General features: G+C 70.9%; 25 protein-coding genes. 15 read left to right on the top strand and 10 right to left on the bottom strand.

What is annotated here, in order from left to right:
• Nucleotides 1-57: 57 nt before the first annotated feature.
• Nucleotides 58-687: a dienelactone hydrolase family protein gene (locus ACFV6I_RS02100; protein ID WP_380423288.1), complete on the top strand. Its 630-nt coding sequence runs from the start codon at nucleotides 58-60 to the stop codon at nucleotides 685-687.
• A 28-nt stretch (nucleotides 688-715) separates the two neighbouring features.
• Here the strand turns inward: ACFV6I_RS02100 and ACFV6I_RS02095 are convergent, their stop codons facing one another.
• The 3 genes from ACFV6I_RS02095 to ACFV6I_RS02085 all read right to left on the bottom strand — a co-directional run bounded on the left by ACFV6I_RS02095 (nucleotide 716) and on the right by ACFV6I_RS02085 (nucleotide 3,289).
• The gene (locus tag ACFV6I_RS02095) at nucleotides 716-1,429 is read right to left on the bottom strand and encodes a response regulator (protein WP_380423287.1); all 714 of its coding nucleotides are present in this window, start codon (nucleotides 1,427-1,429) and stop codon (nucleotides 716-718) included.
• The gene (locus tag ACFV6I_RS02090; RefSeq protein WP_380423286.1) at nucleotides 1,426-2,661 is read right to left on the bottom strand and encodes a sensor histidine kinase; all 1,236 of its coding nucleotides are present in this window, start codon (nucleotides 2,659-2,661) and stop codon (nucleotides 1,426-1,428) included. Before ACFV6I_RS02090 ends, ACFV6I_RS02095 begins: the two co-directional genes overlap by 4 nt.
• Nucleotides 2,662-2,761: 100 nt before the next feature.
• Nucleotides 2,762-3,289 (bottom strand): GNAT family N-acetyltransferase, encoded by a 528-nt coding sequence (locus tag ACFV6I_RS02085; RefSeq protein ID WP_063347221.1) that lies wholly within the window; start codon nucleotides 3,287-3,289, stop codon nucleotides 2,762-2,764.
• A 379-nt stretch (nucleotides 3,290-3,668) separates the two neighbouring features.
• On the opposite strand from ACFV6I_RS02085, the gene ACFV6I_RS02080 reads away from it, so the two are divergent.
• Genes ACFV6I_RS02080 through ACFV6I_RS02060 form a run of 5 tightly spaced genes read left to right on the top strand, consistent with a single transcriptional unit; the run spans nucleotide 3,669 to nucleotide 7,882 of the window.
• On the top strand, nucleotides 3,669-4,229 hold the full coding sequence (locus ACFV6I_RS02080; protein WP_380423285.1) for an RNA polymerase sigma factor: 561 nt from the start codon (nucleotides 3,669-3,671) through the stop codon (nucleotides 4,227-4,229).
• Nucleotides 4,226-5,053 (top strand): zf-HC2 domain-containing protein, encoded by an 828-nt coding sequence (locus ACFV6I_RS02075; protein WP_380423284.1) that lies wholly within the window; start codon nucleotides 4,226-4,228, stop codon nucleotides 5,051-5,053. The genes ACFV6I_RS02080 and ACFV6I_RS02075 overlap by 4 nt, the downstream gene beginning before the upstream one ends.
• 32 nt (nucleotides 5,054-5,085) lie before the next feature.
• Nucleotides 5,086-5,898 (top strand): ABC transporter ATP-binding protein, encoded by an 813-nt coding sequence (locus ACFV6I_RS02070; protein WP_208869062.1) that lies wholly within the window; start codon nucleotides 5,086-5,088, stop codon nucleotides 5,896-5,898.
• Nucleotides 5,895-7,295 carry a hypothetical protein gene (locus ACFV6I_RS02065; protein WP_380423283.1) on the top strand — a complete coding sequence of 467 codons (1,401 nt, stop codon included), beginning with the start codon at nucleotides 5,895-5,897 and terminating at the stop codon, nucleotides 7,293-7,295. The genes ACFV6I_RS02070 and ACFV6I_RS02065 overlap by 4 nt, the downstream gene beginning before the upstream one ends.
• On the top strand, nucleotides 7,292-7,882 hold the full coding sequence (locus tag ACFV6I_RS02060; protein ID WP_380423282.1) for a hypothetical protein: 591 nt from the start codon (nucleotides 7,292-7,294) through the stop codon (nucleotides 7,880-7,882). The genes ACFV6I_RS02065 and ACFV6I_RS02060 overlap by 4 nt, the downstream gene beginning before the upstream one ends.
• Before the next feature lie 66 nt (nucleotides 7,883-7,948).
• On the opposite strand, the gene ACFV6I_RS02055 is transcribed toward ACFV6I_RS02060, so the two are convergent.
• A complete protein-coding gene (locus ACFV6I_RS02055; RefSeq protein WP_063351045.1) occupies nucleotides 7,949-8,905 on the bottom strand; it encodes an SDR family NAD(P)-dependent oxidoreductase in 957 nt (318 codons plus the stop codon).
• A 140-nt stretch (nucleotides 8,906-9,045) separates the two neighbouring features.
• Here ACFV6I_RS02055 and ACFV6I_RS02050 point away from each other — a divergent pair, with 140 nt between their 5' ends.
• Nucleotides 9,046-9,639: a TetR/AcrR family transcriptional regulator gene (locus ACFV6I_RS02050; protein WP_380372104.1), complete on the top strand. Its 594-nt coding sequence runs from the start codon at nucleotides 9,046-9,048 to the stop codon at nucleotides 9,637-9,639.
• A gap of 107 nt (nucleotides 9,640-9,746) precedes the next feature.
• On the opposite strand, the gene ACFV6I_RS02045 is transcribed toward ACFV6I_RS02050, so the two are convergent.
• Complete coding sequence (locus ACFV6I_RS02045; RefSeq protein ID WP_380423281.1) at nucleotides 9,747-11,756, bottom strand: ricin-type beta-trefoil lectin domain protein; 2,010 nt, start codon at nucleotides 11,754-11,756, stop codon at nucleotides 9,747-9,749.
• A 343-nt stretch (nucleotides 11,757-12,099) separates the two neighbouring features.
• Between ACFV6I_RS02045 and ACFV6I_RS02040 the strand changes: the two genes are divergently transcribed.
• A complete protein-coding gene (locus ACFV6I_RS02040) occupies nucleotides 12,100-13,290 on the top strand; it encodes a sensor histidine kinase (RefSeq protein ID WP_380423280.1) in 1,191 nt (396 codons plus the stop codon).
• Between the two features lie 123 nt (nucleotides 13,291-13,413).
• Nucleotides 13,414-13,662 carry a hypothetical protein gene (locus ACFV6I_RS02035; RefSeq protein WP_380423279.1) on the top strand — a complete coding sequence of 83 codons (249 nt, stop codon included), beginning with the start codon at nucleotides 13,414-13,416 and terminating at the stop codon, nucleotides 13,660-13,662.
• A gap of 1 nt (nucleotide 13,663) precedes the next feature.
• On the opposite strand, the gene ACFV6I_RS02030 is transcribed toward ACFV6I_RS02035, so the two are convergent.
• Nucleotides 13,664-14,716, bottom strand: coding sequence for a HEAT repeat domain-containing protein (locus ACFV6I_RS02030; RefSeq protein ID WP_380423278.1), 1,053 nt, complete (start codon nucleotides 14,714-14,716; stop codon nucleotides 13,664-13,666).
• Between the two features lie 503 nt (nucleotides 14,717-15,219).
• Between ACFV6I_RS02030 and ACFV6I_RS02025 the strand changes: the two genes are divergently transcribed.
• Complete coding sequence (locus tag ACFV6I_RS02025) at nucleotides 15,220-15,942, top strand: hypothetical protein (RefSeq protein WP_380423277.1); 723 nt, start codon at nucleotides 15,220-15,222, stop codon at nucleotides 15,940-15,942.
• Between the two features lie 149 nt (nucleotides 15,943-16,091).
• Complete coding sequence (locus tag ACFV6I_RS02020; protein WP_380423276.1) at nucleotides 16,092-16,997, top strand: sterol desaturase family protein; 906 nt, start codon at nucleotides 16,092-16,094, stop codon at nucleotides 16,995-16,997.
• A gap of 235 nt (nucleotides 16,998-17,232) precedes the next feature.
• Here the strand turns inward: ACFV6I_RS02020 and ACFV6I_RS02015 are convergent, their stop codons facing one another.
• Genes ACFV6I_RS02015 through ACFV6I_RS02005 form a run of 3 tightly spaced genes read right to left on the bottom strand, consistent with a single transcriptional unit; the run spans nucleotide 17,233 to nucleotide 18,649 of the window.
• Nucleotides 17,233-17,919: a hypothetical protein gene (locus tag ACFV6I_RS02015; RefSeq protein WP_380423275.1), complete on the bottom strand. Its 687-nt coding sequence runs from the start codon at nucleotides 17,917-17,919 to the stop codon at nucleotides 17,233-17,235.
• Nucleotides 17,916-18,332 carry a hypothetical protein gene (locus ACFV6I_RS02010; protein WP_380423274.1) on the bottom strand — a complete coding sequence of 139 codons (417 nt, stop codon included), beginning with the start codon at nucleotides 18,330-18,332 and terminating at the stop codon, nucleotides 17,916-17,918. The genes ACFV6I_RS02015 and ACFV6I_RS02010 overlap by 4 nt, the downstream gene beginning before the upstream one ends.
• On the bottom strand, nucleotides 18,332-18,649 hold the full coding sequence (locus tag ACFV6I_RS02005; RefSeq protein WP_380423273.1) for a hypothetical protein: 318 nt from the start codon (nucleotides 18,647-18,649) through the stop codon (nucleotides 18,332-18,334). The genes ACFV6I_RS02010 and ACFV6I_RS02005 overlap by 1 nt, the downstream gene beginning before the upstream one ends.
• Nucleotides 18,650-18,964: 315 nt before the next feature.
• On the opposite strand from ACFV6I_RS02005, the gene ACFV6I_RS02000 reads away from it, so the two are divergent.
• Nucleotides 18,965-19,294, top strand: a complete 330-nt coding sequence (locus ACFV6I_RS02000) for a hypothetical protein (protein WP_380423272.1) — start codon at nucleotides 18,965-18,967, stop codon at nucleotides 19,292-19,294.
• A gap of 152 nt (nucleotides 19,295-19,446) precedes the next feature.
• Here the strand turns inward: ACFV6I_RS02000 and ACFV6I_RS01995 are convergent, their stop codons facing one another.
• Complete coding sequence (locus ACFV6I_RS01995; protein WP_380423271.1) at nucleotides 19,447-19,971, bottom strand: ATP-binding protein; 525 nt, start codon at nucleotides 19,969-19,971, stop codon at nucleotides 19,447-19,449.
• A gap of 330 nt (nucleotides 19,972-20,301) precedes the next feature.
• On the opposite strand from ACFV6I_RS01995, the gene ACFV6I_RS01990 reads away from it, so the two are divergent.
• The 3 genes from ACFV6I_RS01990 (at nucleotide 20,302) to ACFV6I_RS01980 (ending at nucleotide 23,073) form a co-directional block, all read left to right on the top strand.
• Nucleotides 20,302-20,859: a DUF3291 domain-containing protein gene (locus tag ACFV6I_RS01990; RefSeq protein ID WP_380423293.1), complete on the top strand. Its 558-nt coding sequence runs from the start codon at nucleotides 20,302-20,304 to the stop codon at nucleotides 20,857-20,859.
• A gap of 199 nt (nucleotides 20,860-21,058) precedes the next feature.
• On the top strand, nucleotides 21,059-22,207 hold the full coding sequence (locus ACFV6I_RS01985; protein ID WP_063347206.1) for a serine hydrolase: 1,149 nt from the start codon (nucleotides 21,059-21,061) through the stop codon (nucleotides 22,205-22,207).
• Nucleotides 22,208-22,653: 446 nt separating this feature from the next.
• Nucleotides 22,654-23,073: a hypothetical protein gene (locus ACFV6I_RS01980; RefSeq protein WP_380423270.1), complete on the top strand. Its 420-nt coding sequence runs from the start codon at nucleotides 22,654-22,656 to the stop codon at nucleotides 23,071-23,073.
• Nucleotides 23,074-23,284 lie beyond the last annotated feature (211 nt).

Raw genomic sequence — 23,284 nt, 5'->3', positions numbered from 1 at the left:
GGAGGGCGAGCGGGGGAGGCCGGGGCGGGCGGGCCGGGGAAGTCGGGTCGCCGGATCATGCGGGATCATGGGGGAGTACCCGCCCTCAGCTGCCGAAGGACCCCGACCGTGGCCCAGATCGTCCTCTTCCACTCCGCCCTCGGGCTGCGCTCCGCCGTCAACGCCGCCGCCGACCGGCTGCGCGCCGCCGGGCACACCGTGCACACCCCGGACCTGTACGACGGGCGGACCTTCGACGACATCGAGGCCGGACTGGCGTACCAGGAGGAGGTCGGCGGCAGCGAGGAACTGCTGCGCCGGGCCGTCACCGCCGCCGCTCCGCTGTCCGACGGCGGCCTGGTCTACGCGGGCTTCTCGCTCGGCGGCTCGCTCGCGCAGAACCTGGCCCTCGCCGACGACAAGGCCCGCGGCCTGCTGCTCCTGCACGGCACCTCCGACCTGCGCGAGGACGCGGCCACCGAGATCCCGGTGCAGCTGCACGTCGCCGAGCCGGACCCGTTCGAGACCGAGGACTGGCTGAACGCCTGGTACCTGGGGATGCGGCGGGCCGGGGCCGACGTCGAGGTGCACCGCTACCGGGGCGCCGGGCACCTGTTCACCGACACCGAGCTGGCCGACTACGACGCCGAGGCGGCGGAGCGGGCCTGGGCCATCGCGCTGGACTTCCTCGGCGAGCTGGATTCCTGACCGAGGGCGGGTGCTGGGGCGGGCCGGGTCAGCCGGCGAGCCCCGGCACCACCAGGCCGGACTCGTACGCGATCACCACGGCGTGGGTCCGGTTCTGCGCGCCGAGCTTGGTCAGCACGTTCCCGACGTGCGTCTTCACCGTCTCCAGGCTCACCCTGAGCGACTCCGCGATCTCCGGGTTGGACTGGCCCGTGGCCATCGACCGCAGTACCTCCTCCTCCCGCACCGTCAACGCCGCCCGGGGCAACGCCTCGGCGGAGTCCAGCGGGCGGGCGGAGACCATCCGGCGCAGCGCCGCCGGGAAGAGGATCGCCTCCCCGGCCGCCGCCACCCGCACCGCCTCCGCGATCTGCCGCACCGGAAGCCGCTTCAGCACGAACCCGCTCGCCCCCGCGCTGAGCGCGGCGGTGACGTAGCCGTCGTTCTCGAAGGTGGTGATCACCACGACCTTCGGCGGCGCGGCCGACTCGGCAAGCAGCTGCCGGGTGGCCTCGATCCCGTTGCGGCGCGGCATCCGTACGTCCATCAGGGCCACGTCCGGCCGCAGCCGCTGCGCCTGCTCGACCGCGTCGACGCCGTCGGCCGCCTCCCCGACCACCGTGATCCCCGGCTGCGCCGCGAGCAGGGTGCGCAGGCCGCTGCGGGTCACCTCGTCGTCGTCCGCGATCAGGAGGGTGACGGGGGTGCCGGTGGCGTCGCTCGGGGCGTCGGGCGCGGCGTCGGTGGGATCTGGGCCGGTCATGCCGACAACCGTACGGGCAGCCGGACGGCCAGCCGCCAGGCCTGGGGCCCGTCCGGCCCGGCCTCGATCTCGCCGTGCAGCAGCCGGACCCGCTCGGCCAGGCCCGGCAGGCCGTGGCCGGAGGTCGGGAAGGCGCCCTGGCGCGGGCCCGCCCCGGTCCGGTTGGCCACGCTGAGCTCCAGGGTGTCCGGCCCGGCCGCCACCCGGACCTCGATCGGGCCGCCCGCTCCGTGCCGCAGCGCGTTCGTCAGCCCCTCCTGGAGGATCCGGTACGCCGCCCGGGAGAGCGTCCCCTGCACCTGCGCCAGCTCGCCGGACAGCTCCGGCTCCACCACCGCGCCGGCGTGCCGCAGCCGGTCCAGCAGCTCGGGCAGGTCGGCCAAGGTCCGGGCCGGGGCCGCCCCCGACTCCTCCTCGCGCAGCGCGCCCAGCACGTAGTCCAGGTCCTCCAGGGCGGCCCGGGTCGACTCCTCGATGCTGCGCATGGCGGCCCGCGCCGCCACCGGGTCGGCGGAGAGCACCTCGCCCGCCACCGCCGCCTGGATCGTGGCCGCCGTCAGGGTGTGCCCGATCGAGTCGTGCAACTCGTGGGCCAGCCGGTTGCGTTCGGCCAGCCGGCGCTCCCGCTCCGCCGCCAGCGCCAGCCGCTCGGCCGCCGACGGACCCAGCAGCTTCGGGGCCAGCCCGCGCAGCGCGCCCGCCACCACCGCGCACACCACCGGCACCAGCAGCAGGCAGACCGCCGCCACCACCCAGCTCCAGGCGCCCGTCAGCTGCACCGACCGGCCGGGCCAGCTCAGCCGGGCATCACCGGAGACCCAGCCGCCCGGCAGGGCCACGGCCGCGCCGAGCAGCACGAGGCTCGCCAGGCCCCCCACCCAGCCCAGCGCCACGTGCAGCAGCAGCCACAGCGGGGTGCGCCAACGGTCGGAGCCGGGGGCGTCCGCCGCCCGGGCGCCGGACACCGGATCCGGCAGCGACACCCTCAGCAGCCGACGGACGCCGCCGATCAGCACCCGCCGGGTGGTGCGGGCCAGCCCGACCACGGCGAGCAGCGCCGCCCAGAACAGCAGGGTGAGCACCGCCCGCGTGAGGTAGGGGCCGGACGGCCAGGCCATCATCGGCAGCATCGCGAACGGCAGTAGCGGCAGGCTCGCCAGCGCGCCGAAGAAGGCGAACAGCACACCCGAGTACGTGGAGCCGCGCAGCAGCGGCCGGATTCCCCTGATCATGATCACCAGTATTGCGGCGCAGCTCATGGGGGGCCTCCCCCGATCGGGGGAGCGTTCGTTCCGGTCTTTCTGTTCCGGCGGGACGGCTACGGCGAGGCGGCTACGGCGAGGCGGCTCCGGCGGCATCGGCGCGGCCCCGAGTGAGCAGGCGGGTCGTGCTGCCGTCGTCCTCTGTGATGTCGCGGACGTGCCGGAAGCCGATCCTGCCCAGCAATGCCAGCGAAGCGAGGTTGGCGTCGGCGACCGTCGCGTGCACCTCGGCCAGCCCCAGGGCGGTGAAGCCGTAGTCGACGATCGCGGCCGCCAGTTCGGTGCCCAGGCCGCGGCCCCACGCCTCCGGGGCCAGCGCGTAGACGATCTCGAAGCCCTCGACCACGGTGGTGGGCTTGATCTCGGCGTGCCCGACGAGGCGGCCGCCCTGCCGGACGGCCCAGACGTCGAACCGGTTCGAGGCGTACACCTGGGTGAAGATGCGGCCGAACAGGGCCCGGTCCTCGGCCTCGGACTGCGGGCCGTCGCCCATCCACCGGGACACCTCCCGGTCCTGGAACAGCGTCACGAAGTCCTCTTCGTCCGCGAGGACGTACGGGTCGAGCAGCAGGCGCTCGGTGCGCAGGGTCGGGGTCACGCCGGGCGACGGTACGTGGGCCGTCGTCCGCCCGGCAAGCGGTTTTCGGGAGGCCGGAGCGCCGGTGGCGATCGGGGAGTGCGAGCGGGCCGGTACCGGGTGGTCCTCGTGTCGGCCAGGCCGGTTCGGGACATGCTGCCGGTGTTCGACATCACCGTCGCGGCCGAGCCGGAGGCGGTGGCGGCCGAGATCGCGCTGCTGGCGCGGACGGCCGAGGACCGGTAGGGCGGCGGGGTGCTCGCCACCGCAGGTGCCTGATCCGGGCGTCGAGGTCGCCGCAGCGCAGGAAGTCGGGTAGGCCGACTTCCTGCGCTGCTTTCATGTGACGCAGGTCACGTCGAATGCAGAACCTGCGCGCGGTCGCGGGCGTCTGGCTGGTGTGAGATCACGCAGGAGAGCACTGGACGAGCTGGACGAGGAACGCCTCGTCCGGCTGATCGCCAGAAGTGACCGCGCGGCGTTCGACGAGCTGTACCGGCGCACGTCGCCGTGGCTGGCGGTGCGGTTGCGCCGCCGCTGCGCGGACGAGCAGATCGTCGCCGAGGTCATGCAGGAGACCTATCTGGCGGTGTGGCGCGCGGCCGGCGCGTTCGCCGGGAGCGCCGTCGGCGGGACGGCCGTCGGATGGCTGTGGACGATCGCGGCGCGCCGCCTCGTCGACGCCTTCCGCCGCCGTGCCCACCACGCCGAACCGCCGGACGCCGCCCCCGAGCGGGCCGTGGTGCCCGCGGCGGAGGAGGAGGCGCTCGCCGGGACCGTCGGCGGCGACGTGGGCGACGCCCTGCGGCGGCTGGCGCCGGAACTCCGAGACGTACTGCAGGCGACGGTGCTCGACGGACTCTCCGTCCGGGAGACCGCCGTCCTGCTCAGACTGCCCGAAGGCACGGTCAAGACCCGTGCCCGCCGGGCCCGGATCGCGATGCGGGAGGCGCTGGCATGAACGCGGAACACGCGTCGAGGCGGCTGATCGACGACTACGCGCGTGGTGACACGGCGATGGCTGCGGACACGGTGTGGGCACTGGAGGCCCACCTGGAGACGTGCGCGCCGTGCCGGAGCCTGCTGGCGGCCTCCGTGGCCACCGAGGCGCCCGGCGTCGCCGCGCTCGTCGACACCGTCCGGGCCGGTCTGGACGCGCAGTTGGACGCGGCCTCCGGGGCACCCCGGAGGCGGCACCGCCCGACCTGGGTGTCGGCCTGGCTGACACCGGCCATGACCCCGTGGCTGGCGATGACCGCCGTCGTCACCCTGATGGCGCTGCTGCTGGACGTGGCCGCGCCGGCGAAGGTCTTCGGCGGCTCCTCGATGGTGGCGCTGATCGCGCCCGTGCTGCCGCTGTGCGGTGTCGCCGCATCGTGGTCGCGCGGCCTGGACCCGGCGCACGAACTGACCGCCTCGACCGCCCGGGCCGGCCTGGCCCTGCTGCTCAGGCGCACCACCGCGGTCCTCGTGGTGGTCGTGCCCGGGCTCCTGCTGGGGGGATGGCTGACCGGGAACACGACGGCCGCGCAGTGGCTGCTGCCCTCCCTGGCCTTCACCTCCACCGCCCTGGCGCTGGGCAGCGTGGTCGGCGTGACCCGCGCCGCCGTGGGGCTGGTGACCGCGTGGGGCGCCGCCGTCGTGGTGCCCACGTTCGTCACCGGCCGCATCCCCGCAGTCCTCGAACTCGCCCTGCACCGCGACCAGTTGCCCGTGTGGTGGCTGCTCCTCGCGCTCGGCGTCTGCGCCGTGATCGCCCGCAGGGACGCGTACTCAACGCTGTGAAACCCATGTCCACCCTGGAAAGGGACCATCGCATGACGTATACGGCGAGCGCGGCCGACACCGCGCCGAAGACCTACGCCTGGGAGATCCGGGCCAGCGGCCTGAGGGTACGCGTCGGACGGAGCAAGATGGCCGTCGACGGGCTCGACCTCTCCCTGGGCATCGGCGCCCACGGGCTCCTCGGGCCCAACGGAGCGGGCAAGACCACCCTGATCCGGACGCTGGCCACCGTGCTGCGCCCCACCGAGGGCGAACTGGAGATGCTCGGCACCTCCCTGGGGGGCCGGGTGGTCGACCATCGGGCCCTGCGCCGCCAGATCGGCTACCTGCCGCAGGACTTCGGCTACTACAAGCGCTTCACGGTGCGCGAGTTCGTCGAGTACATGGCCTGGCTGAAGGAGGTGCCGAAGGCGGACATCCCCGGGGCCGTCCAGCGGGCCGTGGAACGGGTGGGCCTGGCGGACCGCGCCGACCACCGGATGAAGACCCTGTCCGGCGGCATGGTGCGGCGGGCCGGCATCGCCCAGGCCATCGTCAACTCCCCCGCGGTGCTGCTGCTGGACGAGCCGACGGCCGGCCTGGACCCGGCGCAGCGGCTGCGCTTCCGCGAACTGCTGCAGGACCTGGGCCGCGACACCTGCGTGGTCGTCTCCACCCACCTGGTCGAGGACGTCGCGGCCGCCTGCTCCGACGTGGTGCTGTTCGCCGACGGCCGCCTCGTCTTCCAGGGCACGCCGGACGAACTGGGTGCGGCGGGCAGCACCGACCACCCGGGCGACAGCCCCCTGGAGCGCGGCTACTCGGCGCTGCTCAGCAACTCCGGCCAGCAGGGGAGCGCCTGGTGAACGGACGTGTGCTGCGGACGGAGCTGAGGCGCTCCGCCGCCCCGTGGGCCGGCATCGTCGTGCTGGCCGGCAGCCTGGCGGTCTTCTTCCCGTTCGACGCGCTCTGGTGGCACGGCACCGCGGGGTGGACGGCCCAGTGGACCACCATGGCCATGTGGACCCGGTCCCTGCTGGCCTTCTGGTGGCCGTTCGTGATCGGCATCGGGGCGGTGTACGGGCTGCGCGAATCCCGCTCGCGGATGACCGAGCTGCTGACGACCACGCCGCTGCCGGCCTGGCGCCGTGCGGCGCTGCCGGCCGGTGCGATCGGGCTCGCGCTGGCGGTGGGCTTCGGTCTGCTGGTTCTGGTGGGCGGAGTCCAGGTGGCGGCCGGTCCGACCAGCTACGCATCCCTCGGCTGGCTGCCGATCTCGCTGGTGGCGGCACTGTCCCTGGTCGCGGGCGCCGTGTTCGGCATGGGCGTCGCGCGGGCGCTGCCCTCCACCCTCACGCCGCCGGCCCTGGTGGTGATCGTCTTCGTGGGGACGGGCCTGTTCCTGCGCATGAACAACGAAGCGGCGGTGCCGACGGGCAGGGTGTCGAACCGGTTCGCCCAGCTGTCCCCGGCGACCGTGGAGCCGCGGCAGATGCTGCTGACCCTGTCCGGCTCCGTCCACCTCGGCCAGACGCTCTGGCTGCTCGGCCTGCTCGCCACCGGCTTCGCGCTGCTGGCGGCCGTGACCCGCCGGGCCCGGCTGCTCGCGGTGACTCCCGTCCTGGCCGGCCTGGGCCTGGCCCTGCTGGTGCTCCCGGCCGCCGCGCGCGACACCTACGTCGTCGACAAGGCCGCCGCGGCGCTGGTGTGCGACGGGCCGGTGTGCGTGACGCAGGCGAGCCGTTCACACCTGGCCGAGCTCGCGCAGCGCAGCAAGGACGCGATGCCCGTGCTGCACGACGCCTTGGGCGACAAGGCGCCGACCTCGGTGCGGGAGGACACCGCGCTGCACGAGCTCGCCGCGCCACGCGAACTCTCCGCAGACGTGCTGCTGGTCGACTTCAACGACCGGATGCTCGCCGACGCGAAGGGTGACAAGCTGACCCGCGCGCTGATCGCCAGGGGCCTGGCGCCGAGCTGCTACCCGGACAACGACAAGGAGGGCGGGGGGAGCCACGACATCCCCGCCCAGAGCATCGCCGTGAGCTGGGCCCTCCACGACTCCCAGCTCCAACCGCTGCAGGAGAAGGGCACCAGCCGGTACGCGCTCGAAACCTGGGCGGAGGCCGACCTCGCGTGGCAGAAGCTGATGGCGCTGCCGCCGGCCGAGCAGCGCTCGCGGATCGTCGAGCTGCACGCCGCCGCGCTCTCCTGCGAGGGGTACAAGCAGGTTCCGAAGCTGGCCGGGGGAGCGTCGCGATGAGGTGGCTGATGCTGTACGCGCGTTCACGGCAGGTGTCCACGTCGGCCGCCGCGGTCGCGCTCACCGCGCTGGTGGTGTGGGCCTTCAACCGGGGCGGCGGCACGGGGGCGATGGACGCGGACGCGATCAACCCGATCGTGTACTTCGTGCTCGCCGCAGGCGTGGCGGCCGGCTCCGTCGGGCTCGGCGGGCAGGACACCGCACTGGACAGGACGGCCGCGATCCGGTGGGCGCCCCGCCGGGCGGCGCACGCGCTGCTGATCGGCGTGGTCGCGGGTGCGGCGCTGCTGGCGGTCCAGGCGGTGGGGCCGAGGTTCGCCCCCACCGAGGTCGTCGTCCGGGACACCGCGGGCCTGGCCGGCCTGGCCGCGTTCGGGGCGGTGGTGTGCGGGGCGCACCTCGCCTGGACCCTGCCGACCGCCTGGCTCGCGTTCGCCGTCCTCTCCCCGCCGCTGCCGCCCAACACCGTGGGGAAGGCGTTCGGTTGGATGTCCTACCCCCCTGGCACGGAGGCGTCCACCTGGACGGCGGTGGGCCTGCTGGTGACCGGCGCCGGGGTCTACGCCCTGGTGGGGCCGCGCAGGTAACTGGCCCGCCCCGCGCTCCGCTCCCCCTCTGCGAGTTGGGGGAGCGGGGCGTTCTGCTGGGGGCTGTCAGTCGCGGCTGCCCAGGGTGTCGCGCGAGACCTGCCAGAGCAGGGCGGCCGCCTCGGGGTCGAGGGCGTACTCGGCGACGCCGGTGCGGGCACTGAGTTCGCCGCGGACGGCTTCGTTGCAGTCCTCGAAGTAGCGGCCGCTGACGCCCGCCAGCAGCGGCGAGGCCGCGAGCAGGACGGACGTCGCCGCGCCCTGCTCGGTGGTCTTCCACAGCAGTTCCGCGCCGTTGGCGGCCTGGGCGCGCAGCCGGTCGAGCTCCTCCTCGGAGACGTGGCGCTGGAGGGCGGTGCGGATGCCGCCGGGCATCAGGGCGTTGACGGTGATGCCGTCCGCCGCCCAGCGCTTGGCGGCCTCGACCGCGAACAGGACGTTGGCGGTCTTGGACTGGCCGTAGGCGGACCAGGGCTCGTAGGCGCGCTCGCGGAAGTGGATGTCCTCGAAGACGACGGGGGAGCGGTGGTGGGCGCTGGAGCTGACGGCCACGACGCGGGCGCCGCCGTCCCGGACCAGGGCCGCGTGCAGGCCGGTGGCCAGCGCGAAGTGCCCGAGGTGGTTGGTGGCGAACTGGAGCTCCCAGCCCTCCGGCGTGCGGACCTCGGGCGAGGCCATCACGCCGGCGTTGTTGACCAGGATGTGCAGGGGCCCGTCCCAGGCGGCGACGAACGCGGCGACGGAGGCCTGGTCGGCCAGGTCCAGCGGGGCGACCCGGAGGTCCTTGTTGCCGGTGGTCGCGGTGATGTCCTCGGCGGTGCGGGCGCCGGCGTCGAGGTTGCGGACCGCGAGGGTGACCTGCGCGCCCGCCGAGGCGAGGGCGCGTGCGGTCTCGACGCCGATGCCGGAGGCGCCGCCGGTGACGACGGCGCGGCGGCCGGTCAGGTCGACGCCGGAGATGACCTCGGCGGCGGTGGACTCGGCGCCGAAGGGGGAGGTGAGGCGCGGGGCGCTGGCGTTCATGATCATTTCCCGTCTGGTTGGGTGACCGGAGCTGGGGGTGCGCGGGAGGGTGCGGCCGGTAGAGTGGAAACCGGAGGGCCCTCCGCATGTCTCCAGGTTAAGCGGAGGATCCTCCGCTTGCAACCCGAGGAGGACCAGCCGTGACCACCGCCGACCCCCGGCCGCTGCGCGCCGACGCGCGCCGCAACCGCGACCGACTGATCGAAGTAGCCGCACGGGCCTTCGCCCAGGACGGGCCGGACGCGACGCTCGGGGCGATCGCCAAGGAGGCCGGCGTGGGCATCGGCACCCTCTACCGGCACTTCGCCACCCGCGAGGAACTCGTCGAGGCGGTCTACCGCAGCGAACTCGCCAAGCTGTGCGACTCCGCCGCGGAGCTGCTGGACGGCACGGAACCCGACGCCGCATTGCGCGCCTGGATGGACGGCTTCGTCCGCTACATGACCACCAAGCGCGGGATGTCCGACGCGCTGCGCGCGCTCATAGCCTCCGGCGGGAACCCCTTCTCGCACAGCCGGGCGATGCTGACCGCCGCGATCACGCAACTCCTGCGGGCCGGGGCCGAGTCGGGCGTGCTGCGCGCCGACGTCGAACCGGAGGACGTGCTGTTCAGCCTCAGCGGCCTGTCCATGGCCGCGACGACCCCCGAGCACCACGCCCGGATGGAACGCCTCCTCGACCTCCTGATGGATGGCCTGCGCTACCACTCCGCCTCCGGGCGGGACGTCGGCTGAGAAGAACGACCGAAGGGCGCCAACCGTACGCGGCTGGCGCCCTTCGTCCTTCGTCCTTCGTCGTGACTGCGGCCTGGCGCGGCCTTGTGCGGCCGGCCCGGCCGGGGTCAGAGGAGCTGGAAGGTCCACTCCTGCTTCCAGCCGCCCTCGCAGCTCCACACCCCGAGCTGCTTGAAGTCGGAGTCGTGGGTGAGGCAGTTGTCGTCGTCGATCTGGACCCGGTACTTGCCGTTGCCGAGGCCGACGAACTGCCACTTCTGGTTGGAGGTGCCGCCCCACGCCTGCTGCTCGGCGACGTAGGTGTCAGGGTTCTCGGTGAGGTTGTACCCGAGGTCGTTGACGATCCGGTAGCGGTCCCCGCCCAGCGGCTTGATCGTCCAGGTGGACCCCTTGTACCCCAGGATCCCGCCCACGATCGGCGCACCCCAGGTCGAGGTCTCGGTGGGGGCCGACGCGCCCAGGCCGTTGGAGAGCTTCAGGAACAGCGGCCGCTCGGTCGGGACGGTCGGCTTGGTGTCCGGCTTCGGGTCCGGCTTCGGCTTGGGGTCCGGCTTGGGCTTCGGGTCCGGCTTCGTCGGGGTGGTCGGGTCGGTCGGGGTGATCACGCCACCGGAGGTGGACTCCAGCACCCACGCCTGCTGCCAGCCCGACTTGCACGTCCACACGCCGAGCTGCTTGAAGTCGGCGTCGTGGGCGAGGCAGTCGTCGTCGGAGATGCGGATCTGGTACTTGCCGTTGCCGACTCCGACGAGCTCCCACTTCTGCTGGGAGGAGTTGCTCCACGGCTGGAGTTCGGCCATGTAGTTGCTGTTCTCGGTGAGTTCCAGCCCGTACGAGCTGGTGATCCGGTAGCGACCGCCGCCGACCGAGGTGAGCTTCCACTTGGACTCGTTGCCGCCCCGGAGCCCGGGGACGACCGACGCGCCGGCGGAGCCGCTGACCGGGACGGCGCCCAGGCCGTTGTCGAGCTTCAGGTACACGTCGGCGCCGTTGTTGCCGCCGCCTCCGCCGGGCGTGGGCGGGTTGGTGGTCGGCGGGGTGCCGCCCCAGGCCCAGTTCTGGTTGGGCGCGTCACGCCGGTCCTCGGAGCCGCAGGCCCAGGCCGCCACCGTGCTGCCGTTGGAGGTCTGGCCGTTGAAGTCGTCGATGCAGACGTCCTTGGACCGGTTGTCCATGTCCGTCATGTGCCGGAAACCGCCGCTGGCCGACATGTTCCAGCGCTGACCGGGGATCTCCAGGCAGTCCCAGACCTGGAGCTTGGTCCCGTTCGCGGCCTTGTTGGCCTCCAGGTCGAGGCACTTGCCGTTGGCGGCCTGGAGCTTGTACCCGTTGTAGGTCCACTTCTGGGCGTCGCTGCCGTTGCACTCCCACATCTGCACGGGGGTGCCGTTCGCGTTGCCGTTGCCGTTGACGTCCAGGCAGGCGTGGTAGCCGGGGCTGGAGTCGGGGGTCAGGCTGCCGGTCCTGGTGCCGTAGCCGGACCGCGCGGGGAAGTGGATGGTGCGCACGTCGCCGTCGCACTTGTACGGCCGCGCGGTGCCCGCCCGGCAGGTCCACGGCTCCTTTTTGACGGTGTCGCCGTCATTGCCGATGAACGCCCAGTTCATGTAGCCGCCGTCGCCGCGGTTACGGATGGTCGAGTCCCCCTGGAAGACCCAGATCCGGAATATGTCGTAGCCGGAGGGATCCTTCTTCTCCTTGTCCAAGAAATGGTTGAGCTTGTAGGTGGTGTCGATCAACACCCCCTTCATGTCGGACTTGTACTCGTTCTTGAACCACTCGGTGTCGTACATGTCGGTGCCCACGGTCTTGAACACCATGACGTTGAACCCGGGAAACTTCGCGCTCAACTTCGACGCGGTGCTCTGGGTGAACTCCGCGTTGTCCAGCTTGTTGAGGTTGGCGGCGTTGCGCATGCCCCTGACCATGTCGAAGGCGGAGCTGATCAGCGCGGTCATGCAGTTGCCGCCGCCCACCGAGGCCGGGGTTCCACAGGTCTTGTCCGCGTGGAGGGGCGGCTCCGGCGCGGCCTGGGCCTGTGCGGTCAGGCCGGAGACCATGGCGACTGCGGCGATCCCGCAGGCCAGGGCGCGTTTGAGGCGGGAGAGGGGTTTCATATCGGATTTATCTTTCTGGTCGGCAAAGATGGATCGTAGGTTCCGGAATCCTCCGTCTCGCGACTCCATACGGAATCCATATGGCGAGCCGGGAGGTCTTGACGCCTTTTTATGTGCCGTCCCGGATGAGTGCACTCCGCGGACCGAATTCAATGCCGGTAGCCGGCCTTCCAAAGGTCAAGGGACGGCTCTGGGCAGGTCAAGCCGGCGGCCCCGTACGGTTCTTCGGGGAGTCGGTCGACCAGTGCCGGTCTGCCGAACGGCAGATGCCTGACGATCCGTCATGTGCTGGGGCGCACCGCTCCTTCGCCGTGCGTAGGCTCGGCCCGTGCAGACCGAACTGATGCCTGACACGCGTCGCCGCCGCGCGGTGTGTGCGGCGGCGGCGGCAGTGGTCGCGGCTCCGGCGGCGATCGCCCCACCGGGTGCGTGGATCGGGGCCGTCGTCGCCGTCGCGGCGATGGCGACCGCGATCCTGCGTCGGCCGCTGGGCCCGGTCGCCCCCGTCCTGGCGGCCGGCCTGGTCGCGGGGCTCTCGCTCGTCACGGACGCCGTCCACCCCGGACCGCGGGGGTTGGTGATGTTGTGGCTGCCGGTCGAGTTCGCGGCCATGCTGGTGCTGGCCGGGAGGGTGATCCGGCGGGCGCCGGTCCGCCAAGCCGCCCTGGTCGGCTCGGCGTTGGCGCTCGCGCTGATGGTGCTCCCGCTGCGCTTCATCCTCCTGCTGCCGCAGGCGGTCCTCGTACCGTCGGTGGTCGCCGACGCCATGGCGATGTTCCCGGTGGCCTGCGCCGTCGGCGTCGGGCTCTACCTGCGGGGCCAGGACAACCAGCGGGCCCGCGCCGTCCAGCGGGCCCGCCGGGAGCAGTGGCTCGACGTGGGCAGGGATCTCCACGACTTCGTCGCCCACGAGTTGACCGGGATCCTGCTGGAGGTCCAGGCCGCCCAGGTCAGCGCCTATGACGAAGAGGAGAACAGCGAGCTCCTGTCCCGCCTGGAGGCGGCCGGTCTGCGGGCGCTGGACTCGATGGACCACACCCTGCAGACCCTGCGCGACCCGGAGGCGCCCGCGCTCGCCGAACCGCCGCCGACCAAGGTCCACGGCCTCGCCGACCTCCCGGAGATGGTCGACCGCTTCCTGGCGTCCGGCACGGCCGGCGGCTCCCTCGAACTGGAGCCGGGCTTGGCGGGGACCGCCCCGCGCGCGATCCAGGACGCGGCCTACCGCGTCGTCCTGGAGGCGCTGACCAACGTCCGTCGGCACGCCCCGAGCGCGGGCCGGCTGGAGGTGGAGGTGGTTCGCGTCCCGGGCCCCGCCCTGCGGGTCACCGTCACCGACAGCGGGCGGCAGGGCGGCCTCGGTGGCCCAGGCGGTCTGCCGGCCCGCCGCCCCGGCGGTGGGGGCACCGGCCTGGCCGGCTTGTCCGAGCGGATCGGCGCCCTCGGCGGGGACCTGTCCGCCGGCCCGCACGCCCGTGGCTGGCGCGTCCGCGGGGTGCTGCCGCTGCGACTCGACCGGAGGGGGCGGGGCTGACGGGGCGGGGTTGACGGGTTCCGACGGTCCGGAGACTGCCCGCGTACGGCGCTGATATCTTCGGGCGCCGCCTGTCGGTGGGTGGGCACCGGTGGCCGCACCGGCGTTTCCATCGCCAGTGCCATGGCGATCAACGTGGACACAGAAGGTGGGAGGACACGCGAAGTGTCAACAACGCCAGAGTTCCGTGGCTTTGACCTGGTACGGCGTGGCTACGAGCGCCAGCAAGTCGACCGCTACCTCAGCGCCCTGTCCGAAGCCGGTTCACCGCCGCCCCCGCCGGCGTTCGAGATCGTGCGGCGCGGCTACGACCGCGAGCAGGTCGACGCGCGCATCGCGGACCTCCTGCGCGGCAGGGGCACCAACTGCTAGATCAGGCGGGCTGGGTTCTCGGCAGGTCGGTTGAGACCAGTTCGGCAGCGCGTATGGGGTCGCCGTCCGCGCGGGTGAGCAGCGCCTCGATGTCGTAGCCCGTTGACTCCGGGGCGGCGTGGATGTCGAGGGAGCGGCCCCAGCCGCAGCGTTCCATCGAGACGGCGGCGTCCAGGTCGGGGCGGAGCCGGTGGAGCGTGCAGACCAGTTCCCAGGCGAAGGCGTCCAGGCGGGCCCGCCGCACCGGGTTGCAGGCGTTCACGGCGTCGGTGGTCCAGTCGTCGCCGGGCTCGTACTCCGGGAGGGGCGGCAGGAGTTCGGGGTCGCCCGTGATCGGCTCCGCGCTGAACGTGAGGACGTGTGCGCCCTCGGGGTTGCCGATCAGTTCGGCCAGGAGCGGGACGACGCGGGGGTCGTGCCGACTGGCCAGTCCGTGGATCGCTTCCATGCAGGTCTCGTCGTGCTCGTCGGCCGTCCGCTCCCAGAGCGCGGCCCGGATCGCGGGGCTGTCCGCCCTGGACTGGACGCCGAGGGTGAACGTCGCCCAGTCGCGGACGTGCGGGTTCTGGTCCTGGGTCAGCCCGATGAGGGTGCGGATGTCCGGCCCGTCCGGCAGGCCGGTGAGGACCTCCGCGAACGAGCGGGCCACTCCCTCACGGACCTCGGCGTCGGGGTGCCCGGCGAGGATGACGAGGACGGGGACGGCGCGCGGGTCGTGCGTCTTCTCGATCGCGCGTGCCAGGGCGCGCAGCACGTGCTCGTCGGTTTCCCGCTGGGCGAGGGCGACGAGTGCGGTGGCCGTTTCGGTGCGGACTGCCTCGTGGTGGTAGTTGGTGTCGCGCAGCAGGTCGCAGCCTGTCGCGCGCTCGATCGGATCGGCGGAGCCGATGAGCTCCAGGCCGAGCGGCAGCGCCGCCTCGTCGGCGGACGCGCGCCACAGCAGCGGTGCGTACTCGTCCCAGCCGTCGTGGTCGTCCGGGTCGTCCGAGGCGATGATGGCGCGCATTGCCGACAGTGCCCGCGTGACCAGCTCCGCCACGGTGTCCGTTTCCATGCGGGCATTGTGGTGCACGAAACCGCGAGTGTGCGCGGTAATTGTCGGCCCGACCGCGCTTCCGGTCCACGGACGCGTCGACGCCGGCGGGCGTGTGCGGGTGCCGTAGGAGTGACCCCGGAAAGGATCTTGACGTGGTCATGAGCAGGGGTGATCATAGCGGAGCACTGCGCAACGCTGATGCGCGAGAAGGTCGTTGAAGACGTTCGGCCCGAGGCGTCAGCGGCGGTCCAGTAGCCCGTCGTGTTCGGGTGTGCCGGTCGGGGCGTTTGCTCGGGCGGCCGGAGTGCAGTCCGGGGATTTCCCGGACAGGACCCATCCCTTTCGAAGGGTCGGCGGTGCGGAAGCCGGCCGGGTGCGGATTCGGCCTTGATGAAAGGGAGTTGGTGGATGTTGCGAGGCTGTGGGTCCGCTGGTGTCGATCGGTTCTCCCGGTTGGGGCCTTCGCGGTGAGAGGGTTCGGCAATGACCGGGCTGCGGCTGCCGACTCCCCGGTGGCGCCGATGCTGCTCGCCGCGGCCCGGAACAACTCGTCCTGGTGCGAGGCGATGTGTCGGGCGCACGGGTTCTCCGGAGAGCTCTCCGACGTCGCGTGGGTGAATCTGAAGAAGAGCCTCACGTACTACCCGAATCTGGTGATTCTGAGCCCGTCGATGTCCGGCTCGGAGGTTCTCGACGTACTGCGGGAGGCGCCGCTGGGACCGCTTTTCGTCAAGGACAGTTTCGCCAACGCCGACCTCCTCCCGGGGAACTATCGAATTCTCATCGAGGCGGAGTGGATCCATCGGCCGGCTGCGGTCGCGGCCTCGGTGCCGGTGGCGTCACGGGGCGGCGCCGACCAGCGGTGGCGGCGTATCACCGGTGCCGATGAGTTGCGCACGTGGGAGCGGGCATGGGCGGGCGGCGACACATCGGTGAACACGTTCCCAGAAACCCTTCTGCTCGATGACGACGTGATCTTCCTCGGGGGGTTCTCGGGCGACGGCCTGGTGGCGGGGGCCGTGCTTCACCTGAGCCATGGTGTGGCGGGGGTGACGAACGTCTTCGGCCCCCCGGGGGAATCCGCCCGGACATGGGCCGGTCTCATCTCCTGTGCTCACGAAGAGGCGCCGGGAGTCGACCTGGTCGGATATGAGCGGGACGCGGAGCTGGCGGCCGCCGAGGAAAACGGATTCGCGCCGCTTGGGCCGGTTCGGATATGGCAGCAGATGGCCGGAAGCCAATAAATACCTGCCCGTCCCGCGCGGAGGGGTGCAGAAGAAGTCCGAAGAAGTCCAGGGGGAGATCAGGAATGAACTTAGCAACCGCAAGAGAACTTGGCGCCGCGCGCAGAACCCTGCGTTTCACCATCCGCTATCTCAGCTATCCGATCCTCATGGTGCTGACACTCGGGGCGTCCATCACCCTGGTCGACACCTCGTTCCCGCAGTGGGCCATCGTGCCGATGGTCACCCTCTTCGCCTCGGTGTACGTGGCCGTCCTGGAGCGGGTCCAGCCGTTCTACGAGGGCTGGAACCGCTCGCGCAAGGACGTCGTGTCGGACGCCACCTCCAGTCTGGTGGCCCTGCTGGTGGTCGCCCGGCTGATCGAGCCGCTGTTCCTCTCGGTCCTGTTCGCCGGATCCGTCCTGCTGTCCGAAGAGCTGGACAGCACGTTGTGGCCGACGAGTTGGCCTCCCGTCGCCCAGGCCGCACTGGCGCTCCTGGTGGGAGAGTTCTTCTACTACTGGATGCATCGCTGGATTCACGGTTCGCGGGTCTTCTGGCGCTTCCACGCGGTGCACCACAGCTCGGAGCGGCTCTACTGGCTCAACTCCGCCCGGTTCCACCCCATTGACTTCTTCCTCGACGACGTGGCGATCGTCTTCCCTCTGGCCCTGACCGGGTGGACGCTGCACAGCATCTCCGGCCTGATCATCCTTCTCACCTTCTACAACTGCCACGGCGTCACCATGCACTCCAACATGGACGTCCGCCTGGGCCCGCTGAACTACCTGGTGCCCGGACCGGAAGGGCACCGTTGGCACCACTCAAGGGACCTGCGCGAAGCCAACAAGAACTTCGGCGGCAAGGTCGTCGTGTGGGATCTGCTGTTCGGGACCTTCTACCTGCCCGGCGACCGGATGCCGCCCGAGGACATCGGCCTGGCCGACCAGGTCCGCCTGCCGGACTCCTACCTCGGCCTGCTGCTGGCTCCGTTCCGCTGGTCCAAGCTCCCGCTGCGCAAGCCCGAACCGGCATCCGGCGCCGTCCTGGTCGAGGAAAAGGCGGGCAGCGTCTGACCTTGCGGCGGGGCGGGGCGGGGCGGGCGCGTGAGCGGTACCAGGGCGTGTATTTGGTTGTGATCAATAGGTGGCGCTGGTGAGGTCTTTGATCCAGATCATCACGCCGCGAAGGTGGAGGCCGGCGAGGTGGCTCGCAGGGGTCTTGTCGCAGCGGGCGGCGATGCCTCGCCAGGCCTTCAACCTGTTGATCAGACGAGGATGCCGACTTCCCCGCCCGCTATGCCGCGCGGCTTCAATCGCTTTTGCAGCTGCGCCACCACCCACTTCGGGCCCCGTTCTGCGCCCGCTTCTCGTCCTTTTCCCGCTGTCGCGCCAGCTTCTTCCGTGAACTCTTCAGTTTGCTCTCAAGGTAGTACTCGTCACTCTTCCGCTCCCTCTTGAGATAATCGATGGCCTGTTCGAGGTGGGGGATTGATTCCTCGATGCGGCCTGCTTCGTGAAGGAGGTATCCGAGATCGACCAGCGCGTCTTCACAGCCGGCTCCCAGCGCTTTCTTGAACAGGTCGATCGCTTCGTCGCGGTGCCTCGCACACTCGGGTGACCCATCACGAGCGGCCCTGGCCTTCCGCGCAAGGCGGTACAGGGCGTCCGGATCGCCCATGTCTGCCAGCGTACGAGTCCAGTAGCCGTTTCCCATTCCGAACTGCTCGTATGTGGAGAGGAGATCCATCGCCGGCTTGTATCCAGCCTCGGCTGCGGCAGTGAGGAAAAGCTGGGCCTCGTCGTACTCCTGGGCTTGCAGCTTCAGCTCCCCCTGCCGGTACAGGTTTTCCGGAGTAGGCGGCAGCCCGGTCGGGCCGAAATAGTTCTGGGTCACATTGTTGTGCTGAGTGCCTGAACCTTGAACGAATGCGACACCGGAGTTTTCGACTCCGACGTTCTGTTCGATTCCTGGGAAACGGTCTTCGGGGGTGCTCACTTGGTGTGCACCTGGTTCGTCTGGGTGCCGGTCCCCTGGTTGAAGACGATACCGCCTCCCGTGGCGCTGACATTCTGAGTGAGGCCGCCGCTGGCGGCGGGCGCCTCCATGTTCTGCTGCGCAAGGATTTTGCGGATCTCATCGACCAGCGAGGGGTCTCGGGTCAGGGCCCGGCGGAACCGGCTGCCCCATTCAGCGGAGGTCTCCTCCGTGGCCTCCTCCGTGACTCCTGCGTCGAGGAGTTGCTGCCGAGCTTCATCCAGTTCCTCAGCGACCTCGTCGACGGAGTCGGGGCGCCGGGACAGCAGTCCGGCGAAGCGGTCACGGGCCCCGGCCCACAGGTCGGTGGTCATCGCCGCGATGAGCGCCTGCGCGGCAGACACTGCCCACTGGGATACGTCGATTCCGTCCATCAGTTCTCCTCTAGCGGCGCGACCGGCCCGGGGTTCAAGGCCTTGGAGCATATAGGTAACCAGACTGCAAAGGAGAGAAGTTGGCGGACAGTCGTAGCGTGGGCTGCGCCTCCGGAACGGCCTATGAGCACCCCCTGTGCAACGATGGTCGGCATGGTCCGGCCGTGAATCCTGAACGACTCGGCGACCGCCGCGACGTCGTCGCGCCGCGGATTGCGGTGGTACCGGGTGAGGTCGCCGATCGGGACGGCGAGGGGCAGCAGGTAGTCAACGATCCGATCGATCAGTGTCGATGCCAACGGGCGGTCAGTGCTCAAGGAGGGGCGCGCGATCGATTCAGCGGGCGGACCAGATGAAGATGCCTGCGATGTGGAGTCCGGCACGGAAGATGATGTCGGTGCGTCGCCACTCCGGCGACTGCCACTTTTAGCGCCGGCCTGACTACCATTAGTCATCTGGAAAGGGATAATCCTGCGCGAAGGCCCCTCAAGATTGCTCTGGTCCCCACCGTCGCCCTCGCGTTCTCGTCGATCGGTCTGCTCCCCGCGTCGCCTGCCGTCGCGGCCTCGACCACCTGGTCGTGCGCCTCTTCGGCGTGGCGCTACCCCGTCTCCCACTTCGAGGTCAGGGCCATGCTCTGCCTGGGAGAAAGCCTCGGCCAGCTCACGCCCAGCCTCACCAGCGAATGCAAGCAGTACGACTCGCTGACCGGTTGGCAGAGCAAGCAGTGCACCGCCACCAGCCTGAACTACCGCCTCACCGCCTCCGACGGGACCGTCTACAACGGCAAGCTCCCCGACGGCACGGGGTACTACTTCGACATCTACGGCACCACGACCCACAAGTGCGTTGCCGGTGACTGGACCTACGAGCAGCAGTCCACGCACACCCTCAACAGCGCTGCCGGCGGCTCGGGAGGCACCTCCCAGAACCAGGCGATCAACGTCGCATCCTGCTCCTGACAGCGTGCCTGACGGCTGGTCGGGTCGGCTCAGTGTCGGCCTGACCGGCCTTCTTCGGTGGTTGTTCTGCGCAGGAAGTCGGGCTGGCCGACTTCCTGCGCAGTGGGGTGTTGGGCGGGCTGAGCTGGCCCCTTGCGGGTGGCGGGCGGACCTCAACTCCTGACGGCCTCTGCGATCTGCAGGGCGGCCTGGGCGGGCGTGAGGTGCGTGGTGTCGACGACCTCGGCCTCGGCATGCAACCAGGTACGGGCCGCTTCGGCGTAGGGCTCAAGGTGGTTGAGGCGGAACCGGGAGTTGGGGCCGACCACAGTGTCCCCCGCGATGCGGCCGCGGAGGGTGTCCTGGTCGGCGTGGAGGACGAAGTGCCGTACCGGAATGGCGTATTGGGCGAGGCCCGTGCTGATTTCGCGCCAGTACTGCTCGACCAGGACGGTCATCGGCATCACCAGAGTCCCGCCGGTGTAGTCGAGCACGTGGCGGGCGGTCTCGACCACTAGTGGCCGCCACGGCGGCCAGTGCTGGAAGTTGTCCGTCCCGGGCAGACCCGGCGTGATGTCCATGAGTGTCTCGCCGACCTTCTCGGCGTCGAACACCCGGGAGTCGGGGATCAGTTGCTGCACGAGTGCACTGGTCGTCGTCTTGCCCGCGCCGTGGGTGCCGTTGAGCCATACGATCACGGGCTCGACGTTAGCGGTGCGCGGGCCGTAGGAACGGGCACAGCGGAAACCCGGGCGAGTTCGGCACGGACTGGCCCGGCGGCGTGCCCGTACAGGTGCACGCGAAGGAGGCCGGCCCGTTCTTCGCCGAGGACCTCGACGCCGCCCGCGCCTGCAACGGCCGGCGCAAGAGGCCATTTTGGCGGGGAAAACGCAACTTCGACAGGGGTCGCGGAGGCGGCTATCTTCCACCTGGTCCTCGGCGATCGCCCACGGTCGTACGGGAGTTCCTCCGGGCCGCGCCGCCCGCGGCCGGGCCCACGCCATGCACCCCCAACCAGGGAGAGACGCATTCCTCATCTTGCGCTGTACACGTTCGGCGTCCTGAAGTCACCTCTCGCTGATCCCGCACCTCTCACGCGCGAACTCCACGACACCGGCGAGGCCGTCTACCGGAAGATCAGCGAGCACCCCGGGTACCTCGCCCATGCCGAAGCGGCGGACGGCGGCCGGGGCACGCACTTCGACTTGGATTGGGGCGCATGGGGGGAGTTCGCCGTACCGGCCTGGTACGGCAAGGGCCGTACGGCGGAAACGACCGCCCTGGCCGCGACCCTCTCCCTCTGGACCGACCTGCGCTCCGCCCTCGACGCCATCTACACCGGTCTGCACCGTGAGGCGCTGAACAGGCGTTACGACTGGTTCGAGAGGACAGGACGCCCGGCTTACGTGTTCTGGTGGGTCTCCGACGGCGTGATACCCGTCTGGCCGGACGGGGTTTCGAGGCTGGAACACCTCCACGACCACGGCTCCGCGCCGCACGCCTTCACCTTCCACCACGCGTTCGCCCCGGACGGAACTCCGGCCAGGGTCGAAGGCATCGGGCCGAAGAGCGACCAGGTCCGCTGACGAGGAAGCCTCAACGACCAGTTGGTGGAAGTGGAGGCGGTGGCCGTGCTGCCGTGAACCCGTACTCCTGCGGACATAGGGGGATAACCCCACCCAAGACCGGGTGGGTAGCAGCATCGTCGCAGGTGGTTTGTTCCGGAGAGGGTGGGGGTAACGGCGCGATCCGCCGTTTCCCTTGACGAACAACCGGAGTTGACACATGCGCAAGCAGGCGCGGCAGACCGTCCATCCGTCCCGGCACCGAAAGGTCCTGGTGGCCGCCATGGCCGTCGGTGCCCTGGCGACGGGGGTACTGGCCCCGACCGCGGCGTTCGCGGCGCCGAAGCCGGACATCGTCCAGCAGGGCCTCGACGCGCTGGTGCGGGACGACGGCATTCCCGGCGCGCTGGCGAGCGTCGAGAAGGGGCACGGCCGCGCCCGCAACTACACCGCGGGGGTGGGCGACCTGGCCACCAAGGCGAAGGTCCCGGTCGACGGCCAGGTGCGGATGGGCAGCAACACCAAGACGTTCACGGCGACGGTCGTGCTGCAACTGGTCGGAGAGGGGAAGATCGACCTCGACGGCCCCGTCGAGACCTACCTGCCGGGCCTCCTCCGCGGGGACGGCATCGACGGGCGAAAGATCACCGTCCGCCAGCTCCTCCAGCACACCAGCGGGCTCCCGGACTACCTCAAGGGCGATGTCCCGCCCCGCTACTACGAGCCGCGCGACCTCCTCGACACCGCACTGAAGTTCAAGGCCGACTTCGCCCCGGGCGACCGGTCCAAGTACAGCAACACGAACTACATCGTGGCCGGCCTGATCGTCCAACGGGTCACCGGCCGCCCGCTCGCGGCGGAGATCGACCGCCGCATCGTCAAGCGCATCGGCCTGCGCCACACCTACTTCCCCGCCCCCGGCGACGTGACCATCCGCGAGCCGCACCCCAAGGGCTACTACCGGGACACCCCGGACGCGCCGCTGGGCGACGTCACGGAGACGGACCCGTCCTTCGGCTGGGCAGCTGGTCAGATGATCTCCACCAACTCCGACCTCAACCGGTTCTTCTCCGAACTCCTCCACGGCGACCTGCTCCGGCCCGCCCAGCTCGCCGAGATGAAGAAGACCGTCCCCGCCGACTACCTCGGCCCCGGCGCCGCTTACGGGCTCGGCCTCGTGAGCAAGCCCCTGCCCTGCGGCGGCGGGCTCTACTGGGGCCACGGTGGCAGTTTCCCGGGCTACGAGACCCGGGGCGGCGTCACGGAGGACGGCAGTGCTGCGGCGAACATCGCCGTGACGAACCGGCCGGCCGACCCGGCGGCCATGAAGCACGTCGAGGGCCTGGTGGAAGCCGCCCTCTGCCGCTGAGGCCGCTGAGGCCGCTGAGGCCGCGGACGTCCCGGCGCCGAGGCCGCCCGGCGCACTTCGGTGCCGGGCGGCCCCGGTTTGTTGGTCATCTTCCGGCCTCGAATGGGCCAGGGGCGCGGTAGCTGGACTTCTTCCAGTTGGTGTCGGCCAGCCGGGGTCCCGTTAGTTGTTTGGCGCAGGAAGTCGGGCTGGCCGACTTCCTGCGCTGTGGTGTGTCCAGATGAATGAGTCCAAGGGGTGTCGGCGGCTGTCCGGTCGAAGCCGGGGTTCTGCATCCTCCGCGCGGGGGAGTCGAGTTGGACCTTGCGCATGATTCGGCGGGGCGGACCGCGAGACAGCATGGGGCCATGGTCACGTTTGGGACACCGACAGCCGCTGCCGCCTCCGAGAGTCGGTCTCCTGCCCGTTGGGTGGTCCGAGTCGCGCACATTGCGGCACTCACCGCTGTGCCGTCCGGGATCTGGCGGATCGCGATGGGGGTCGGCATGCCGGTGGGGTTCAACACCACGGGATTGGACATCCCCGGCTGGTTCAGCGTCATGTGCATCGCGATGAGCCTGGGTGCCGAAGGGCTCACGTTGCTCACCCTCGGGCTGGTCAAGCCCTGGGGCGAGGTGGTGCCGGGCTGGATCCCGCTGATCGGGGGGAAGCGTGTCGCGCCGCTGGCGGCGGTGATTCCGGCGTTGCTCGGCGCGGCCGTTGTGATGCTGTTGACGATCCCCCGGGCGGGCGGCTTCGGAGGGGCGCAGGGAGCCCCGACCGGGCCGGCGCTCGTCGTGATGGACGCCTGTTACGCCCCACTGCTGCTGTGGGGGCCGCTGCTCGCGGTCGTCACGATCTCCTACTACCTGCGGCGCCGGGACTGAGCAGGCGCAGTGAGCCTCGTTGCGGCCGACCCGGATCCCTTGGACTCATTCATGTAGAGGTGCGGTAGCTGGACTTCTTCCAGTTGGTGTCGGCCGGCTGGGTCCCGTTGGTTTGGCGGGGGGGATGTGGGGGGGGGCCCGGGAGGGCGGGGGGGTGTGGGGGGGGGGGTTGGTATGAGACGCCTCCCCCCGGCCGCGGGCGGACCCAGCG

The sequence above is a fragment of the Kitasatospora sp. NPDC059803 genome, assembly GCF_042732255.1.
Taxonomy (GTDB): Bacteria; Actinomycetota; Actinomycetes; order Streptomycetales; family Streptomycetaceae; genus Kitasatospora.
This window is presented reverse-complemented; position numbering and strand designations above follow the sequence as displayed.

What these genes read in the sequence shown, in the direction of transcription:
- ACFV6I_RS02100 (WP_380423288.1), top strand. Translation starts at nt 58, where the DNA reads ATGCGGGATCATGGGGGAGTACCCGCCCTCAGCTGCCGAAGGACCCCG.
- ACFV6I_RS02095 (WP_380423287.1), bottom strand. Translation starts at nt 1,429, where the DNA reads ATGACCGGCCCAGATCCCACCGACGCCGCGCCCGACGCCCCGAGCGAC.
- ACFV6I_RS02090 (WP_380423286.1), bottom strand. Translation starts at nt 2,661, where the DNA reads ATGATCAGGGGAATCCGGCCGCTGCTGCGCGGCTCCACGTACTCGGGT.
- ACFV6I_RS02075 (WP_380423284.1), top strand. Translation starts at nt 4,226, where the DNA reads ATGAACGCGGAACACGCGTCGAGGCGGCTGATCGACGACTACGCGCGT.
- ACFV6I_RS02070 (WP_208869062.1), top strand. Translation starts at nt 5,086, where the DNA reads ATGACGTATACGGCGAGCGCGGCCGACACCGCGCCGAAGACCTACGCC.
- ACFV6I_RS02060 (WP_380423282.1), top strand. Translation starts at nt 7,292, where the DNA reads ATGAGGTGGCTGATGCTGTACGCGCGTTCACGGCAGGTGTCCACGTCG.
- ACFV6I_RS02055 (WP_063351045.1), bottom strand. Translation starts at nt 8,905, where the DNA reads ATGAACGCCAGCGCCCCGCGCCTCACCTCCCCCTTCGGCGCCGAGTCC.
- ACFV6I_RS02045 (WP_380423281.1), bottom strand. Translation starts at nt 11,756, where the DNA reads ATGAAACCCCTCTCCCGCCTCAAACGCGCCCTGGCCTGCGGGATCGCC.
- ACFV6I_RS02040 (WP_380423280.1), top strand. Translation starts at nt 12,100, where the DNA reads ATGCCTGACACGCGTCGCCGCCGCGCGGTGTGTGCGGCGGCGGCGGCA.
- ACFV6I_RS02035 (WP_380423279.1), top strand. Translation starts at nt 13,414, where the DNA reads ATGGCGATCAACGTGGACACAGAAGGTGGGAGGACACGCGAAGTGTCA.
- ACFV6I_RS02030 (WP_380423278.1), bottom strand. Translation starts at nt 14,716, where the DNA reads ATGGAAACGGACACCGTGGCGGAGCTGGTCACGCGGGCACTGTCGGCA.
- ACFV6I_RS02025 (WP_380423277.1), top strand. Translation starts at nt 15,220, where the DNA reads ATGCTGCTCGCCGCGGCCCGGAACAACTCGTCCTGGTGCGAGGCGATG.
- ACFV6I_RS02020 (WP_380423276.1), top strand. Translation starts at nt 16,092, where the DNA reads ATGGTGCTGACACTCGGGGCGTCCATCACCCTGGTCGACACCTCGTTC.
- ACFV6I_RS02010 (WP_380423274.1), bottom strand. Translation starts at nt 18,332, where the DNA reads ATGGACGGAATCGACGTATCCCAGTGGGCAGTGTCTGCCGCGCAGGCG.
- ACFV6I_RS02000 (WP_380423272.1), top strand. Translation starts at nt 18,965, where the DNA reads ATGCTCTGCCTGGGAGAAAGCCTCGGCCAGCTCACGCCCAGCCTCACC.
- ACFV6I_RS01985 (WP_063347206.1), top strand. Translation starts at nt 21,059, where the DNA reads ATGCGCAAGCAGGCGCGGCAGACCGTCCATCCGTCCCGGCACCGAAAG.